At 53.3% G+C, this 16,222-nt stretch carries 14 protein-coding genes; 13 read left to right on the top strand and 1 reads right to left on the bottom strand.

What is annotated here, in order from left to right; genetic code table 11:
* Position 1: 1 nt before the first annotated feature.
* The 7 genes from J2T14_RS03415 to J2T14_RS03385 all read left to right on the top strand — a co-directional run bounded on the left by J2T14_RS03415 (position 2) and on the right by J2T14_RS03385 (position 7,004).
* Positions 2 to 1,510: a rhamnulokinase gene (locus tag J2T14_RS03415; RefSeq protein WP_307467718.1), complete on the top strand. Its 1,509-nt coding sequence runs from the start codon at positions 2 to 4 to the stop codon at positions 1,508 to 1,510.
* Positions 1,511 to 1,525: 15 nt separating this feature from the next.
* Positions 1,526 to 1,969 carry an L-fucose mutarotase gene (fucU, locus tag J2T14_RS03410; protein ID WP_307467716.1) on the top strand — a complete coding sequence of 148 codons (444 nt, stop codon included), beginning with the start codon at positions 1,526 to 1,528 and terminating at the stop codon, positions 1,967 to 1,969.
* A 176-nt stretch (positions 1,970 to 2,145) separates the two neighbouring features.
* A complete protein-coding gene (locus J2T14_RS03405; protein WP_373458095.1) occupies positions 2,146 to 3,783 on the top strand; it encodes a spore germination protein in 1,638 nt (545 codons plus the stop codon).
* Between the two features lie 4 nt (positions 3,784 to 3,787).
* A complete protein-coding gene (locus J2T14_RS03400; protein WP_307467713.1) occupies positions 3,788 to 4,891 on the top strand; it encodes a GerAB/ArcD/ProY family transporter in 1,104 nt (367 codons plus the stop codon).
* A 37-nt stretch (positions 4,892 to 4,928) separates the two neighbouring features.
* A complete protein-coding gene (locus J2T14_RS03395) occupies positions 4,929 to 6,116 on the top strand; it encodes a Ger(x)C family spore germination protein (protein ID WP_307467710.1) in 1,188 nt (395 codons plus the stop codon).
* Positions 6,117 to 6,155: 39 nt separating this feature from the next.
* Positions 6,156 to 6,359: a CLC_0170 family protein gene (locus J2T14_RS03390; RefSeq protein WP_307202177.1), complete on the top strand. Its 204-nt coding sequence runs from the start codon at positions 6,156 to 6,158 to the stop codon at positions 6,357 to 6,359.
* A 90-nt stretch (positions 6,360 to 6,449) separates the two neighbouring features.
* Positions 6,450 to 7,004: a pyridoxamine 5'-phosphate oxidase family protein gene (locus J2T14_RS03385; RefSeq protein WP_307467706.1), complete on the top strand. Its 555-nt coding sequence runs from the start codon at positions 6,450 to 6,452 to the stop codon at positions 7,002 to 7,004.
* 61 nt (positions 7,005 to 7,065) lie between these two features.
* Here the strand turns inward: J2T14_RS03385 and J2T14_RS03380 are convergent, their stop codons facing one another.
* Positions 7,066 to 7,518 (bottom strand): hypothetical protein, encoded by a 453-nt coding sequence (locus tag J2T14_RS03380; protein WP_307467704.1) that lies wholly within the window; start codon positions 7,516 to 7,518, stop codon positions 7,066 to 7,068.
* 451 nt (positions 7,519 to 7,969) lie between these two features.
* On the opposite strand from J2T14_RS03380, the gene J2T14_RS03375 reads away from it, so the two are divergent.
* The 6 genes from J2T14_RS03375 (at position 7,970) to J2T14_RS03350 (ending at position 15,962) form a co-directional block, all read left to right on the top strand.
* On the top strand, positions 7,970 to 8,947 hold the full coding sequence (locus tag J2T14_RS03375; protein WP_307467702.1) for a substrate-binding domain-containing protein: 978 nt from the start codon (positions 7,970 to 7,972) through the stop codon (positions 8,945 to 8,947).
* Positions 8,944 to 10,413, top strand: coding sequence for a sensor histidine kinase (locus tag J2T14_RS03370; RefSeq protein ID WP_307467700.1), 1,470 nt, complete (start codon positions 8,944 to 8,946; stop codon positions 10,411 to 10,413). Before J2T14_RS03375 ends, J2T14_RS03370 begins: the two co-directional genes overlap by 4 nt.
* Positions 10,388 to 11,935, top strand: coding sequence for a response regulator (locus J2T14_RS03365; protein ID WP_307202166.1), 1,548 nt, complete (start codon positions 10,388 to 10,390; stop codon positions 11,933 to 11,935). The genes J2T14_RS03370 and J2T14_RS03365 overlap by 26 nt, the downstream gene beginning before the upstream one ends.
* A 131-nt stretch (positions 11,936 to 12,066) precedes the next feature.
* Positions 12,067 to 13,167, top strand: a complete 1,101-nt coding sequence (gene xylF, locus J2T14_RS03360; RefSeq protein ID WP_307467698.1) for a D-xylose ABC transporter substrate-binding protein — start codon at positions 12,067 to 12,069, stop codon at positions 13,165 to 13,167.
* Between the two features lie 96 nt (positions 13,168 to 13,263).
* Entirely contained in the window at positions 13,264 to 14,787 is a 1,524-nt protein-coding gene (locus tag J2T14_RS03355) for a xylose ABC transporter ATP-binding protein (RefSeq protein WP_307467696.1), read from the top strand.
* On the top strand, positions 14,784 to 15,962 hold the full coding sequence (locus J2T14_RS03350; protein ID WP_307467693.1) for a sugar ABC transporter permease: 1,179 nt from the start codon (positions 14,784 to 14,786) through the stop codon (positions 15,960 to 15,962). The genes J2T14_RS03355 and J2T14_RS03350 overlap by 4 nt, the downstream gene beginning before the upstream one ends.
* The last annotated feature ends 260 nt before the right edge of the window (positions 15,963 to 16,222 follow it).

Here is a 16,222-nt window from a genome sequence, read left to right as displayed (position 1 = left end):
GATGAATAAGCTGGCATCCGTACTCGCATTCGACCTTGGCGCGAGCAGCGGCAGAGCGTTAATCGGCGAGCTCGTCAGCGGTAACGGAGATGAGCTGCCAAAGCTTAAAGTTACCGAAATTCATCGGTTTCCGAATGATGCGATCGCGGTCGGCAGCCATCTGCACTGGGATATATTGCGACTGCTGCAAGAGCTGAAGATTGCCATACGCCGGGCATTCCAGGAAGGTTATGAACCGCAGACGTTCGGCATCGACACTTGGGGCGTCGACTTCGGTTTGTTGGACTCGAACGGGGAGCTGCTGGGTAATCCGTATCATTACCGCGATCCGCAGACTGAAGGCGTTATAGAGGAGCTTGCGGCGGCAATCGGCAAAGAAAGTCTTTATGAGCAGGGCGGACTGCAGTTTATGCCGTTCAATACGATTAATCAGCTCTACGCGATGAAGAAGTCGGGATCGCCGAAGCTTGAAGCGGCGCAGACGCTGCTGCTTACGCCGGATTTGTTGACTTATTTCCTGACGGGTGCGAAGGTATGCGAGTTCACGATGGCGACGACCACCCAGCTGCTATCGCCGATCACGCAAGCCTGGAACGTTGAACTAATGGAACGGCTTGGTATTCCGAGCAAGCTGTTCCTGGATCCGATTAAGCCTGGTACGCGTATTGCGCCGCTAACTGCAGCTGTATGCACCGAGCTTGATGTGCCGGCTATCGAGGCTGTCGCAGTCGGAACGCATGACACGGAATCCGCGGTTGCCGCCATTCCGGCAATAGGAGATGAACCGTTCGCCTATATCGTGTCCGGCACATGGTCGCTGCTCGGCAGCGAGCTTCACGATCCGATCGTTACGCCGGAGGCGATGGCACTGGACTTCTCCAATGAAGGCGGAGCTTGCGATACGTATCAACTCATCAAAAATATTATGGGTCTATGGATTGTGCAAGAATGCAAGCGCGAATGGGAGGAGCAAGGCTCGAATCTTGGCTTTGCCGAGCTTGTAAAGTTGGCAAGGCAGGAGCTGCCCTTCCGCAGCCTTATACAGCCAGACGACCGCTTGTTCTATGCGCCTGGCGGCATGATAACAAGAATTCAAGACTATTGCAGCAAGACCGGTCAGCCCGTTCCTCGAACGGAGGGCCAGATCATTCGCTGCGTAATCGAAAGTCTATCGCTTCGCTATCGGCAAGTGCTGGGACAAATGGAGTCTTTAGTCGGCCATTCGTTCAGCGGGCTGCATATGGTTGGCGGGGGCATTCAGAACGAGCTGCTCTGTCAATTCACGGCAGATGCAATCGGCAGGCCGGTATGGACAGGTCCGGTAGAAGCGAGCGCAATCGGCAATATGCTCCTGCAGCTTGTGTCTCTCGGCCGTTGCGCCGACTTGAAGGACGCGCGCGCTTTGGTTGCCTCCTCGTTTCCGGGAGGAGTGTATCTGCCTGCGGGCGAGCCGGACGAGATCGCCCGCATGGAGACGGCCTATGAACGGTTCAATCAGTTTCACCTATAAGAGAGGAGTCTGCACATGCTGATCGGTATTTCTAGTAAAATATCGCCTGAACTGCTTAAGGTGCTTATGGAGATGGGGCATAGCGACGAGATCGTGCTTGCGGACGGCAATTTTCCCGCGGCAAGCCATGCCCGGCGGCTCATACGCGCCGATGGGCATAACGTACCCGAGCTGCTGGATGCCATTCTTAGACTGTTCCCGCTGGATCAATACGTTCAGAAGCCGGCAGCTCTGATGCAAGTCGTTCCCGGCGACACGGCCGAAACGCCGATATGGGAACAGTATCGATCGATTATCGCGAAGAGAACCGGGCTGGACGCGCCGCTTGAGGAAGTGGAGCGATTCGAATTCTACGAACGCGCGAAGAAAGCGTATGCGATCATCGCGACGGGCGAGAACGCATTGTATGCGAACCTGATTTTGAAGAAAGGCGTCATAGCCGGCGCCGATTCTAAATGAGATTATTGATGAAAGCCGTCTGCGTGGAACGATCCCGCAGGCGGCTTTTTTTTGAGTTTCGTGCCGTCCGTAAACGCCGCCATTCAGAGCTGTGGATAATTTTGCTTGTGCGCGTAAATGCTACTAAATATGCCCGAACTTCATTATTGGCCAAGCGGGTCAGGAGATGAGCGCACTTGCCTATTTTTCACGGAACGAATACAAAGAAACATCAATATAAGTCGACGGATGCGCCCCCTAGCGAGTTCCTTGCGAGCCATAAGGATGACCGAATAAACGAGAGCATTGAAGATACGATCGCCTTCATCATGAAGCTGATCGGCTCGAACACCGATCTGACGACAAGGCGGTTCCGCGTATTCGGAGAGTACGAGGCGGTTCTGTTTTATTATACGAATCTGGTCAACCATACCAATATTAATGTGGACATCTTGAAGGCGCTCATGTATAAGCCCGACCATCTATCGAAAAAAACGATCGAGAAGCATCAACTGAAGGACATTCTTCTTAATGACACCCTTTACCAAAGCGAGACGAAGCTGGAGAGCAATGCGGCCCTCCTTGTGGACGGGATCATGCGCGGAGGCACGGTCGTCGCGGTGGAAGGCATCGACGAGGCCTTCGTCATCGGTACCCGTACGATTGAATCCCGGAGCATCGATCAGCCTGCGACCGAGCAAGTCATTCGGGGGCCGCGCGAAGGCTTCGTCGAGCTGCTCGGTACGAATATATCGCTCATCCGTTATAGGCTGCCATCGGCGGATTTGCGCATTGATGCTATGGAGATCGGGCAAAGGACCAAATCCAAGGTGGCCATTTGCTACATGGACGGGATCACGAATCCCGCACTTGTCAAGGATGTGAATAGCCGGCTATCGAAGATTCATATCGACGGTATTTTGGATTCGGGCTATTTGGAGCAATTCATCGAAGACAATCATTTCTCGCCGTTTCCCCAAGTTCAATATACGGAGCGGCCGGATAAAATCGTCGCCAATCTGCTGGAAGGCAGGGTTGCCATTCTCGTTGACGGATCGCCGCTCGCGCTCGTCGTGCCGACGGTGTTCAACCAGTTCTACCAGACGGTCGAGGACTACACGGAACGGTATTTGCTAATGAGCGCCATTCGATTGGCAAGGCTCGTCGCGCTTATGTTTTCGCTCATATTCCCTTCCTTGTACGTAGCGATTATTTCCTTCAACCCGGAGCTTATTCCGACGGAGTTCGCGGTTGCGGTAGCGGGAGGGCGTGCCGGCGTGCCGTATCCGGCGATAATCGAAGTGCTCATTATCGAGACCTCGATGGAAGTATTGCGCGAAGCGACGATCAGGCTGCCGCAGCAGGTCGGCGGGGCGCTCTCCATCGTAGGCGTACTCGTGATTGGACAAGCGGCCGTCGCGGCCGGGTTTGCCAGTCCGATTACGGTAGTCACCATCGCGTTAACGACAATCGGTTCCTTCGCCACGCCGGCGTACAATGCGGCGCTTGCTTTGAGGCTGCTCCGATTTCCGTTGATCATAATGGCCGGATTATTCGGATTGTATGGGATCATGATCGGGTTGATTCTGATTGCCAATCATCTCTTGTCGCTGAGATCGTTCGGCGTGCCTTACTTAAGTCCGCTTGTTCCAGGCAACTTCGAAGGGATGAAGGATCTAATCATCAGAGGGCCGTTGCCGTGGTTAAAGAAGCGGCCGCATTTCCTGCAGACGACCGACAGGACTAGATTCGACGAACAGCAGCCGCAGCCCTCGCCTTCCGGGCGAGAGCCGGAACTGCTAAAGCCGTTAAAAAACGATGACAATGGAGAGTGAGAGCATGGATCAGTCCCGCCAAATAACAGCGATGCAGGCAGGTGCGATAATGGGCAGTACGATCATTGGGGTTGGCGTGCTGCCGCTGCCCTTATTTGCCGTCCGCGCAGGCGGTTCCGCGGCGCCCTTGGTTACGCTGATCGGCTTGCTTGTCGGTTCGATCGGGCTATCGATCATTATATGGCTGGGTATCCGCTTTCCCCGGAAGTCGATCATCGAATACAGCGAGGATCTGATCGGCCGCTGGCCATCATGGATAGGGAGTTTGTTGATCATCGGTTTTTTCGCCGTATTGACGTCGCTCGCGGCGCGTGAATTCGGTGAAGTGGTCGTAACCTCGGTTCTTAAATCGACGCCGGTCGAAGTGACGGTCATCGTCATGCTGCTGCTTGCGGCGATTGCGACAAGGAATGCGATTACGACGTTCGCTTATATGCATTATTTTTATTTCCCCCTACTGCTCGTACCGGGATTGCTGATCGTTGCGCTTTCTTTGAAAAACGCGGAAGCGATCAATCTTCAGCCGATCTGGATGCAACATTCGCATGGCGTAATAAGGGGAGTGCTGACGATCGCCGCTTTATTCCAAGGCAATTTTATTATGACGATGGTTATTCCTTCAATGATCGCACCCCGCAAGTCGATTAAAGCCGGATTTTGGGGAATGACAATCGGCGGCGGGCTGTACGTCGTTATCGTTGCGGCAGCCGTCGCCGTATTCGGAGCGGAGGAGATCAAAAATCTGCTGTGGCCGACGCTCGAGCTGGCCAAAGCGACATCGTTGCCGGCGAACGTATTAGAACGGCTTGATGCCGCGTTTCTGGCCGTATGGGTTACGGCCGTATTTACGACTTTGCTGACAAGCTACTATCTGACGATCTATGCGACGCGGCAAATATTCAGGCTGGCCGATCATAAGATGCTGTCCTTCTTTATGCTTCCTTTCGTATTCGCGATGGCCATGATGCCGCAGAACATTGTCCAAATGTACGACATCGTCGAACAGGTGGGTCAGATCGGCCTATGTATTACAATCGGTTATCCGGCCTTGCTCATTATGATTTCGCTCATGCGCAAGAAGAGAGGGAAGCCCGTTGCCGACCAGTAGTTATTTGAAAATAATATATTCCGTTATGATGCTCCTAATGGCTTCATCATTGCTTACGGGCTGTTGGGACCGCGTCGAGATCGATGAGCGAGCCGTCGTGCTCGGCGTTTCCATCGATAAGGCGGCCAAAGACGAGGAAGAGCATGAGAGCGAAGTCACTCATGTCGAAGGCTCGCTGCCTGCACCCGTCAAAGATATGGTGCATGTGGCCGTCCAGATCGCATTGCCGGGGAGAATTCCGCTCGGACCGGGCGAGAGCGGCGGAGCAAGCGGAAATCCGGGTCAAACGCTCTGGGTCGTAGACGTTTTCGGTCACTCCATCGACGACGCGTTCATGAATTTGCAGCAACAAATATCGAGTAAGCTGTTTTTCGGCCATCTGCGCGTGATTGTTATATCCGAGGAAGTCGCAAGACGAGGCCTCGCAAATATAAACGATTTTTTTCGGCGGAATTCGGAGGTTCGCCGAATGGCATGGCTGATGGTATCTAAGGGAAATGCCCTAGATCTCATGAAAGCCGCGCCGAAACTAGAAAGAATCCCGACACTGTATCTCATGTCCACCCTTGATGAAGGGATCAAGATGGGGAAGTTCCCTAAGGATTATATCGGGATATTCTGGAGCAATATGTCCAAGAAGGGGCAAGAGGGCTTCCTTCCGTACATCGAGCTCAAAAAAAGCGATAACGTCGAAATAAAGGGATTAGCCTACTTTAAAGGGGAGAAAATGGTCGGCGCAACCAAACCGCTCGAAATAGCCGGCTACTTGGGACTCAGGGGCATTAATCCTGCAGGTTATCGCGCGGTTATCACTATAGACAATCCACCCGGCACAGTAATAACGAACGTCGCACATCGTAGTTCAAAGATCAAGGTTCGGATCAATAAAGGCATTCCACATTTTACGATCGACGTCATGCTGGAGGTGAATGTGGAGGAAGTGATCGGAGGCGAAAGTCTTGCCATCGACAATCCAAACATTCTGACAGAGATCGAAAAGAAACAAAATGAAGCATCGGTCAAATTTTATGAAGACATCATCAAAAAAACGCAGCGGAAGAAATCGGATATTTTCGGCTTCGGAGAATATGTCAGGGCAAAAGAACCGGGATATTGGAAGAGGCATATCGGGACGAAGGAACAATGGGAGAAGCGGTACCCGGATGCCACCTTCGATGTCCATGTCGTTACTAAAATCCGACGGATCGGCATGAAAGCGAAATAGGATGCCGCGGAGCGGGCGGTTTGGAGGCGTGTTGCGAGGATGATAGGCAGCGGATATACGACAAGTTATCTCATTTACGCGATATTTTTGGCTCTGGCCTGCGGCGTGTTGATTTTGCAGGTTGACGTAAGGGGCTTCAAGAAAAACAATATGAACAAGGAAAGGAAGGTTTCCCGCGCACTCGGATGGCTCTTGATCGTTACAGGATTGATCTTGTACGCAGTGGATTTGTTTCTGAAATAAAGGTATTTCACGCCGTCGCTTTTTATAGTAGCATTTAGTTATCCTTGATTTCCAAGGAATGAGCGACGAAAATGGAAGGGGCTTACCGGAATGGGGAAACAATTTGATTCGATGCTGCCGCAGCATGAACAGTTTATAGCGAGGCAGCATATTTTTTTCGTAGGTTCGGCTCCGTTGTCCGAAGAAGGGAATGTCAATCTATCTCCGAAGGGCCATGACTGCCTGCGGATCTTATCGCCTAACCGGGTTGCTTATTTGGATATGACGGGAAGCGGCAACGAGACGAGCGCTCACGTTATGGAGAACGGCAGAGTCACGATTATGTTCTGCGCCTTCGAGGGACAACCGCTTATTATGCGCTTATATGGCAAAGGCACCGTTATTATGCCGGGCACTGAGCAATGGGAGGCCCTCTATCCGCTGTTCTCGCCGCTTCCGGGCGCAAGGCAGATCGTTGCGATCGATATTCACAAGGTGCAGACTTCCTGCGGCTTTGCCGTTCCGTTCATGGACTACACGGGAGACCGGGATACGCTGAAGCGATGGGCCGAGCAGAAGGAGCCCGAAGGGCTTGAGGCCTATTGGCAGGAGAAGAACATGAAGAGCATAGACGGGCTGCCTACGCACTTGGCCGGTAGAAGCTAAATGACAAAGGGGCAATGCAAGGCGGTGCGAGCCACCCATGCATTGCCCTTTTTTCATGCGCTTAGAAGCAAGTAAACGAATCTACGAGATTCAGGTCGTACCCCGCGTACATCCAGAAAAATCCGTTCCAACGAAAGCCTGCGACGGAATTTCTGCCTACGAACACCGGGAAAAACCAGAACTGATTCCCATTGCTAAGCCAAATGTACGTATTGCGGAACAAGCACCGGCGTATGCCTCCCGGATCGACGGCGAATAAAGTGGCCTGCGGCCGAGGCGGAACGAATTGCGGCGGCGGAGCAGTCGGCGATTGCTGACCGGACGGTCCTGGAGGACCCGGAGGTCCCGGCGGCCCGAATGGCGGCGGAGGCGGTCCGAACGGCGGCAACCCGCCGCCCTGCGATCCCGGCGGTCCGAACGGCGGCAATCCGCCGCCTTGCGATCCCGGCGGTCCGAACGGCGGCAATCCGCCGCCTTGCGATCCCGGCGGTCCGAATGGCGGTAAAAATGACATGTAAATTCACTCCTTATTAGTGGGCGCATTCGATGTTTATTGATGATCAGGGCGAACGTCTATTGATAAAGCTGGTGTATTGTATGCGAATGCCCGGTATGGAGTGATTGGCACTTGCCAAAATGACCATTAACCGTTGCACGGTCACTTTCTTTCGACAGCAACGAGGGTTGCACGAGCGGATGGACGGTATTGGCGGTTAGTCTTTTTGAATACTGAGGCTTTAAAGTTACTGCGGATATCCAATATAGACTGTTAAATCACAAAAAACCTATGGCTATCCTGCAAATATCCAACATAGCCATAGGGAGGAGTTAGATGAAGCGTGTATACACGTCCTCCGGAGTTTAGAACGAAGATTAAAGTTATCGTGGACAGCGGGATTGACATTCATTATGATCGAATGTGAAAACGGTATCATTTTCATTAATAGATTATAGGGGGCAGAAGCTTGCGCAAATTCATCGTGGCCGTTTTGTCGGCGAGCTGCATAGTTATTTTGTATTTTACCGTATCGACGCTCGTTCAAGTGTTCGCTTTCGATCTGAGTACGCCAGCCGTGGCCGAAGAGCAGCAAAAAGGCTATCGTCTCGTGCTGATTACGCTTGAGCAGGATACCCCCTTCTGGGAAAAGGTCGAGCTGGGAGCGGCATCCGCCGCGAAACAGAACGGAGCGAGTCTCGAAGTTTGGGGGACGTACGGCGCCAATCGCGACGATTTTCTTAAGAACATTGAGATCGCCATCGCCTCCAAAGTGGATGGCATTATCGTGCAGGGGCTTGATACGGATGAGTTCAAGAACTTAACGAAGATACGGGCTGCCAGCAACGGCATTCCGATTATTACGGTTGCGAACGATGTTCCGATGAACGAGAGCTTGCGACGCACTTACGTCGGCTCGGACCATTTAAAGGCGGGCGAGATGATTGCGAGACAGCTTGTGTCGGACATGGGCTTTAGCGGCGAAGTGGTGCTTATGGTATCGGATAGGCAGGAATTTTTTCAACGGTCCCGGTTGACCGGCATATTGAACGTGCTTGGCCAATACCGGAATATCGAGACCAAGATCGTTGCGTCCGGCGATTCCCGGGAAAACGTTGCCGAAGCGACCAATCAGGTGCTGAACGATGCACCGGGTGCGCAGGCTTTCATAGCGGTGGCGGCGAATCACGCCCGTTCGATCGTCCAAGAGATCGGCAAGCGTAGGCAGGTCGGCAATCTGTTCATCTACTCGTTCGACGACAGTCCAGAGACGCTTACGCTGCTTCAGGAAGGTAAACTGGACGCCCTGATCATGCAAGCACCGGAGCGGATGGGCGAGGAGAGCGTGTCGCTTATGGTCAAGTGGCTGCGGGGCGAGCTCGTGCCGCTTAATCCCGACGGCTATTTCACCGAAATGCGGGTCATGAGAGCGGAGGAAGCCTCATGAACGGCATCCAGCGCAAAATATTAACGATGTCGGCGACCGTCCTGTTCATTATGGTGGCAATCTGGGTCGTGCTTACTTATTACAATCAGAAGACGCAGGAGCAGTATAACGATATTTTGCAGCGGTATTTGCGCATGAATGAAGCGACGGACAGAAGCCATCAAACGATCAGCGCGCTTAACGACTACCTGCTGAAGCCGTCTTCGGTCAAGCTGGAGACGCTGAAGCTGACGCAGGCGAAGCTGCTGAAGGCAAAGGAAGGCATTGCTCTGCTCCGAAATGTGGATAATGCCTTCACCCTGACAAGCTATATCAACATGATCGACAGCCTGGTAGAAACCTCGAATTTATCGGTCATGTTCGAGGAGCAGCGCAATCCGGAGCAGTCCGCCGTCCGCTTCGAGGAGACGACGCGCATCGATAAATATATTACGGAGACGACGCTGACGCTCATTGATAAGGAGGTACGCACGTACGATCATTTTTACCGCGGCATTATCGGGCAGAGCGAGAAGCTGAAGCAGCTGGGAATGTGGCTGCTGTCGCTTATTACGATTATTTTGCTGCTGTTCACGTACTGGTTCTCCCTAAGCATCACGAAGCCGATTCACAGATTGACGCTTGCGGCCAAGGAGCTGTCAAGAGGACGGTTCGATAAGCAGATCGAGATCCATTCCAACGATGAGATCTCGTTTCTGGCGAAGACGTTCGATCGGATGCGGATCAACATCAACAATCTGATCTCCGAGATTCAACAAAAGGCGCAACTGGAGAGCGAGCTGCAGCAGAGCAAGCTGCTGCTTAAGGAAAGCCAGCTTCGCAGCCTTCAGAGTCAGATCAACCCCCATTTCTTATTCAATACGCTGGATACGTTGTCGAAAAAAGCTTATTTGGACGGTTCTGAGGAGACGAGCGACCTCATTGCGAGCGTCGCGGGGCTGCTGAGATACAATTTGCGCCGGCTCGACAGGGCGGTAACGCTGCAGGATGAGCTGTCCGTCATGCTGAAGTATATCGAAATTCAGAAAGCGAGATTTACCGATCGTCTTCATTATGTGCAGGAGATCGATGATAGCTGCTTGGAGCTTAAGCTGCCTTGCCTAACGCTGCAGCCGATCATAGAGAACGCGATCATTCACGCGGTTGAACCGCTTGAAGACGGGGGTCTCATTACGTTCCGCATCAGGCGCGATGGCAACGAAGCGATCATTCAGATCGAAGATACCGGCGATGGCATCGATGCCGAAACGGTTAAACGAATTATGGAGGATGGCCCGCAGAGCGAGTCGCAAGGTCATTCGACGGGCATTGGCTTCAGCAATGTCGTGAAGAGGCTAAGGCTGTTCTTCGGCAAAGAGGATGTCATTTCCATTCATAGCGCAATCGGTCAAGGAACATTAGTAACGATCAAGATACCGTTCACGGAGGTGCAAGACGATCATGCACAAGCTGCTGCTAGTCGATGATGAACAGATTGAGAGAGAGGGTCTGCAGGCGATCTTGCAGAAGGGCTTTCCGTCCTGCGAATTCAAGCAAGCGCGCAACGGGGCGCAGGCGATTGAACTGGCGGGCCAGTGGCTGCCCGATCTGGTGCTGATGGATATTCGTATGCCGGGCATTGGAGGACTGGAGGCCATTGAGCGAATCGCAGCTTTTCATCCAGTTGCGAAGTTCATTATGGTTACGGCTTACGATACGTTCGATTACGCGCGACAAGCGATCAAGCTCGGGGTCAAAGATTATTTGCTGAAGCCAAGCAAAGCGTCTGAGATTACGGCGACGGTTGGTAAAGTGATCCTTGAGATAGAGAGAGAGAAGCGCGAACGCGAGCTGCGCGAGTACGAGGAGGACACGCTGCGCAAAGTGATGCCGCTCGTCGAATCGGATGTTGTGACGCAGCTATTGTTCGACCATGTCCATGACGTGCACCTGCACGATATGCTTGCACTGCTAGGCGGAGAAGTGTCGAGGGAAGCGTTCGTCATGCTCGTCACGCTCCAGCTTGGCATGGCGCCAGAGCCCTATTACAGCACGCTTAAAGCAAGAGTGAAACACTCGGGCGGAGGCTGGGTGGGTGCTAAGTCTGGTCGGCAAATTCCGATCGTTGTATTCCGCGAGTTAGGCAAGTCGTACCGCGCCCAGGCTTCATCGCTCGTACAGCTTCTGCTTTCGGCGCAGCAAAGGGACAACGGCGGCGATCTGTTCATCGGGATCGGCAATTGCTACGGAAGCTTGGAGGAGATCAGGCTGTCGTATCAAGAGGCGCTGCTGGCAACGGCCGGAAGCGGCTTGCCGTCCAAGCATCGGTTCTATATTGATCTGGAATCGCGCGGCGAGCTCGCCGGGGGTTATCAGGATCCGCAGACGGAGAAGCGGTTCGTCGAGAGCATCCGCCTTGGGCAATGGGACGCCGTCAGGCAGACGGTGACGGAGCTGATCGATATGCACGACCAGAACGGCGCAAGCTTGTCGCAATCCGGTCAATGGGTGCTGGAGCGGCTATGGATCATATCGCGCGTCGCGCTGGAGATGGGCGTCGAGGTCGAGAAGCCGTTGTTCTCCTTCCAAGTCCAGCATTACCGCCAGCTTAGAGCGGAGACGGAATCCGTGATGGACAAGATGATCGATGCGATAATTAAGCATCAGAATAGGCTGCAGCCTGATACTATCGGCCGGATGAAGCAATATATCTACGAGAACTCGCAGCATGATCTGACGCTGGAGGGAATAGCGAAGCGATTCGGACTAAGCCCCTTCTATTTGAGCAAAATGTTCAAGGAGCAGGTGGGCGTTAACTATATCGATTATTTGACTGAATGCCGTATCGACAAGGCGAAGGCGTTGCTGCTCGATCCGGAGCTGAGCTTTAAGGAAATCACGTTCGATATCGGGTATAACGATCCGAATTACTTCAGCAAGGTGTTCAAGAAGCTATGCGGCGTATCGCCGACTGAATATAGACGTACTGCGCTTGGCATAAAGGGGTAACGGTTGTCTTCCTCAAAAAAATGCAGACGATCGCAAAAGAATGCAGAAGCTCTATCGCTTCCGAATTGAAATTGCATGCTATATTTCAAATGTAAGCATTTACATTCCGTACAATAAGGGAGCGAGAAGGAATGAAAAGAAGATGGGCAAAGGGCGGGACTGCAGCAGTAGTGTTGGCGCTTGCGCTAGTGGTATCGGCATGCGGAGGCGGCAACGGCGGCAACGGCGGCAACGGTGGCAACGGTAACAACACAGAGAAAACAAACAATGTCGAGACCGGCGCAAAGGCCGACGATCAAATTGTAATCGGTTTCTCGCTCGATACGTTGCAAGAGGAGCGTTGGCAGCGCGACCGCGATTTGTTCATCGCAGCGGCTGAGGCGCTTGGCGCGAAGGTTGAAGTACAGGCGGCCAACAGCGATGACGCGAAGCAAATCTCGCAAGCCGAGAACTTGATCAGTCAAGGCGTCGACGTACTCGTAGTCGTGCCGCATAACGCGGAAGCAACGGCTGCGATCGTGGAGAAGGCACATGAAGCGGGCATTAAAGTTCTCGCTTACGACCGTCTCATCAAAAACTCGGATCTCGACTTGTACGTTTCGTTCGATAACGAGAAAGTCGGCGAGATGCAGGCGCAAGCGATCGTCAAGCTCGCTCCGAAAGGCAAGTTCGTCTACATCGGCGGCTCGGAGACGGACAACAACGCGCATCTGTTCAAGAAAGGCGCATTCAACGTATTGCAACCGCTTATCGACAGCGGCGACATCGAAGTCGTATTCGACCAATGGACGAAAGACTGGAATCCGGCTAACGCACTCGCGAACATGGAGAACGCGTTGACGGCGAACGACAATAAGATCGATGCGGTAGTCGCAGCGAATGACGGTACGGCGGGCGGCGTTATCCAGGCGCTTGCGGCTCAAGGGCTCGCGGGCAAAATTCCGGTATCCGGCCAGGATGCGGAGCTTGCTGCAGCGCAGCGTATCGTAGAAGGCACGCAGACGATGACGGTGTACAAACCGATCAAGAACCTTGCCGAGAAAGCAGCCGATCTGGCTGTGAAGATGGCGAAGGGCGAAGACGTAGGCGCGGACAAAACCGTCAACAACGGCAAGATCGACGTCCCTTCCATTCTGCTTGAACCGGTTGCCGTAGACAAATCGAATATGGACGCAACGGTTGTTGCCGACGGTTTCCATTCCAAAGAAGACGTATACAAAAACGTGAAATAACATACGCGGCATGAGAGAGGGGAAGAGACGGCTTAAGGCCATGACGCTCTTCCCCTCTTTGCCGTATATAGCGACTTAGCGAGGTGGGTGGAATCGATGACGGCGGCATTAGAAATGCGCGGGATTACGAAGCAATTTCCCGGTGTCAAAGCGTTAGACGAGGTTTCGTTCTCGGTGCGCAAGGGCGAGGTGCACGCCTTGTGCGGCGAGAACGGGGCAGGGAAGTCGACGCTCATGAAGGTGCTTAGCGGCTTGTATCCGCATGGCACGTATGAAGGCGAGATCGTCGTGGGCGGCGTGACGAAGCAGTTCGGCAAGATCAAGGACGCCGAGGAAGCCGGTATCGCGATTATTTATCAGGAGCTGGCGCTGGTGAAGGATTTGTCCATTGGCGAGAATCTGTTTCTCGGCAAAGAGCCTGCCCGCTTCGGCATCATTAACTGGGAGCATGTATTCAAGGAAAGCGAGCGGTGGCTCAAGGAGGTCGGATTGTCGGACGTCAATCCCGAGCAGTTAACGGGCGGGCTTGGTATTGGCAAGCAGCAGCAGGTGGAAATTGCAAAAGCGCTGTCAAAGAACGCGAATATTCTTATTTTGGACGAACCGACTGCAGCGTTAACGGAGCAGGAGGTCGATATTTTGCTGGACATCCTGCGGGAGTTCAAGAAGCGCGGCGTAACGTGCATCTATATTTCCCACAAGCTGAACGAAGTGTTCGCGATTGCGGATACGGTTACCGTGCTGCGGGACGGACAGACAGTCGGCACGTATCCTGTAAGCGAACTGAACGAGGACAAGGTTATATCGTTAATGGTGGGGCGCGAGCTGAAGGAACGCTTCCCGCGCATCGAAGCGAATCCGGGCGATGTCGTGCTTAAGGTTAGCGACTACACGGTCATGAACCCCGACCGACCAGGCAAGAAGATCATCGATAATATGAACTTCGAGCTTCGCAAAGGTGAAATTCTCGGAATCGCCGGACTGATGGGAGCGGGACGTACGGAGCTGGTCATGAGCCTGTTCGGCGCTTATCCGGGCGAGGCGAGCGGGAATGTCGAAATCGAGGGCAAGCGGGTAACGATCCGAAATACGCAGCAAGCGATTAAGGCGGGGCTGGCGCTCGTATCGGAGGACCGCAAGAAGTACGGGCTTATGCTTGGCATGGATGTGAAGAGCAATATTAGCATCGCAAGCCTGCGGTCGATCTCGTCCGGCGGCGTACTGCGTCATAACGAGGAGATTCTTGCAGGCAATGAATATATGCGCACGCTGCGGGTGAAGGCGAATTCCGTCGAGACGATCGTTGGAACGCTCAGCGGCGGCAATCAGCAGAAAGTGGTGCTCGGCAAGTGGCTGATGACGAATCCGAAAGTGCTTATTCTCGACGAACCGACGCGGGGAATCGATGTAGGCGCGAAGTTCGAAATTTATAACATTATGAACGATCTGCTTCGCCAAGGCGTCTCGATCATTATGGTATCGTCGGAGCTGCCGGAGCTGCTCGGGATGAGCCATCGCATCATCGTTATATCGGAAGGCAAGCAGGCGGGACATTTCACGGCTGAAGGAGCGACGCAGGAAATGATTATGACGGCGGCAACAGGAGGGAAAGCGGTATGAGCATGAATCAGGAAACGTTGCTCGCGGGCAGGAAAGTATCGAAGAAGCCGAACTGGTTCAAGTTCGACGTTCGGGCATATACGATGATTGGGGCATTGCTGGCGATTTGGGTACTATTTTCGCTGCTGCATGAGCGGTTTTTAACGCCAACGAACTTGTCCAACTTATTTCTGCAAATGTCGGTTACGTCTATATTGGCTATTGGCATGGTGCTTGTTATTGTGGCGGGCCAGATCGACCTGTCGATCGGCTCGTTGGTCGGGTTGACCGGAGGCATCGCCGCCATCTTGAATGTGTGGTATGAGTGGAACACGATTCCGGTTATTATTGCAACGCTGTTGATCGGCGCGGCAATCGGTTTCATTCAAGGCTGGATTATCGCATACCGGGCCGTACCGGCCTTCATTGTGACGTTAGGCGGCATGCTCATGTTCAGAGGCATCCTGTTCGGCACGACGGGCAGCGTTACGATAGCGCCGCTTTCGCCTTCGATGAAGTCGATCGGCCAATCGTATACGGGCGACATTATCGGCTGGATATTCGGCATACTCGCTTTGGCTGCTGCAGGTTACTTTATTTTGCGGAAGCGGGCTGCCAGAGCGAAGGTCGGCTTCGAAGTCGAGCCTCTCGCCGTCAGCCTCGTGCGGATGGCCGTCATCGGCGTTCTTGTAATCGGCTTCGTCTACTTGATGAACAGCTATAAGGGCATTCCCGTTCCGTTCGTGATGGTTATCGTGCTGGCGCTCGTCTTCACGTTCATTTCGCGCAACACCGTATTCGGACGCCAAGTGTATGCTATCGGCGGCAATCCCGAAGCGGCCCGATTGTCGGGCATCAACATCAAACGCCGGATTTTGCTCGTATTCGTATTGTGCAATACGTTAGCGGCTGTAGCGGCGCTCGTCCTGACGGCGCGACTTAACGCAGCGACGATGAGCTCGGGCCAGAACTACGAGCTCGATGCGATCGCAGCTTGCGTGATCGGCGGCACGAGCTTGATGGGCGGTACGGGTACCATCGTCGGTGCCGTTATCGGCGCTCTCGTTATGGCAAGCCTCGATAACGGCATGAGCCTCATGAATCTGGAGTCGTTCTGGCAGTATATCGTAAAGGGCGGCATTCTCGTCCTTGCCGTCTACGTCGACATTTACACGAGGCAGAAGAAGAAGGCTTAAGTAGGATAATTGTTGTTCGGCTGTTGCCCGACGACGCTCGCGCGGCACATTATGGGATCCCCCGCTGTCCCTCTCAGCACAACATTGGGAGGACGCAATAGCGGCATTGTGGGAAACTAATATACGGGTTAACTAGAAACCGCCTCATTTCGTTCGATTTCGGGACGTTAATGAGGCGGTTTTCTCTTCTCGGCTGAAAAAGGCATAATTAGCTTGACGAAATGCCGCTAAACGAGTTACTTCGGTAGGCATGCCCAAAA

The organism is Paenibacillus harenae, from assembly GCF_030812415.1.
GTDB lineage: Bacteria > Bacillota > Bacilli > Paenibacillales > Paenibacillaceae > Pristimantibacillus > Pristimantibacillus harenae_A.
Note: the sequence above shows the minus strand (reverse complement) of the source record. Positions and strands in the feature narration are given on the sequence as shown.

What these genes read in the sequence shown, in the direction of transcription:
- J2T14_RS03390 (WP_307202177.1), top strand. Translation starts at nt 6,156, where the DNA reads ATGATAGGCAGCGGATATACGACAAGTTATCTCATTTACGCGATATTT.
- xylF (WP_307467698.1), top strand. Translation starts at nt 12,067, where the DNA reads ATGAAAAGAAGATGGGCAAAGGGCGGGACTGCAGCAGTAGTGTTGGCG.
- J2T14_RS03395 (WP_307467710.1), top strand. Translation starts at nt 4,929, where the DNA reads ATGGCTTCATCATTGCTTACGGGCTGTTGGGACCGCGTCGAGATCGAT.
- J2T14_RS03400 (WP_307467713.1), top strand. Translation starts at nt 3,788, where the DNA reads ATGGATCAGTCCCGCCAAATAACAGCGATGCAGGCAGGTGCGATAATG.
- J2T14_RS03415 (WP_307467718.1), top strand. Translation starts at nt 2, where the DNA reads ATGAATAAGCTGGCATCCGTACTCGCATTCGACCTTGGCGCGAGCAGC.
- J2T14_RS03370 (WP_307467700.1), top strand. Translation starts at nt 8,944, where the DNA reads ATGAACGGCATCCAGCGCAAAATATTAACGATGTCGGCGACCGTCCTG.
- J2T14_RS03385 (WP_307467706.1), top strand. Translation starts at nt 6,450, where the DNA reads ATGGGGAAACAATTTGATTCGATGCTGCCGCAGCATGAACAGTTTATA.
- J2T14_RS03350 (WP_307467693.1), top strand. Translation starts at nt 14,784, where the DNA reads ATGAGCATGAATCAGGAAACGTTGCTCGCGGGCAGGAAAGTATCGAAG.
- J2T14_RS03380 (WP_307467704.1), bottom strand. Translation starts at nt 7,518, where the DNA reads ATGTCATTTTTACCGCCATTCGGACCGCCGGGATCGCAAGGCGGCGGA.
- fucU (WP_307467716.1), top strand. Translation starts at nt 1,526, where the DNA reads ATGCTGATCGGTATTTCTAGTAAAATATCGCCTGAACTGCTTAAGGTG.
- J2T14_RS03365 (WP_307202166.1), top strand. Translation starts at nt 10,388, where the DNA reads ATGCACAAGCTGCTGCTAGTCGATGATGAACAGATTGAGAGAGAGGGT.
- J2T14_RS03355 (WP_307467696.1), top strand. Translation starts at nt 13,264, where the DNA reads ATGACGGCGGCATTAGAAATGCGCGGGATTACGAAGCAATTTCCCGGT.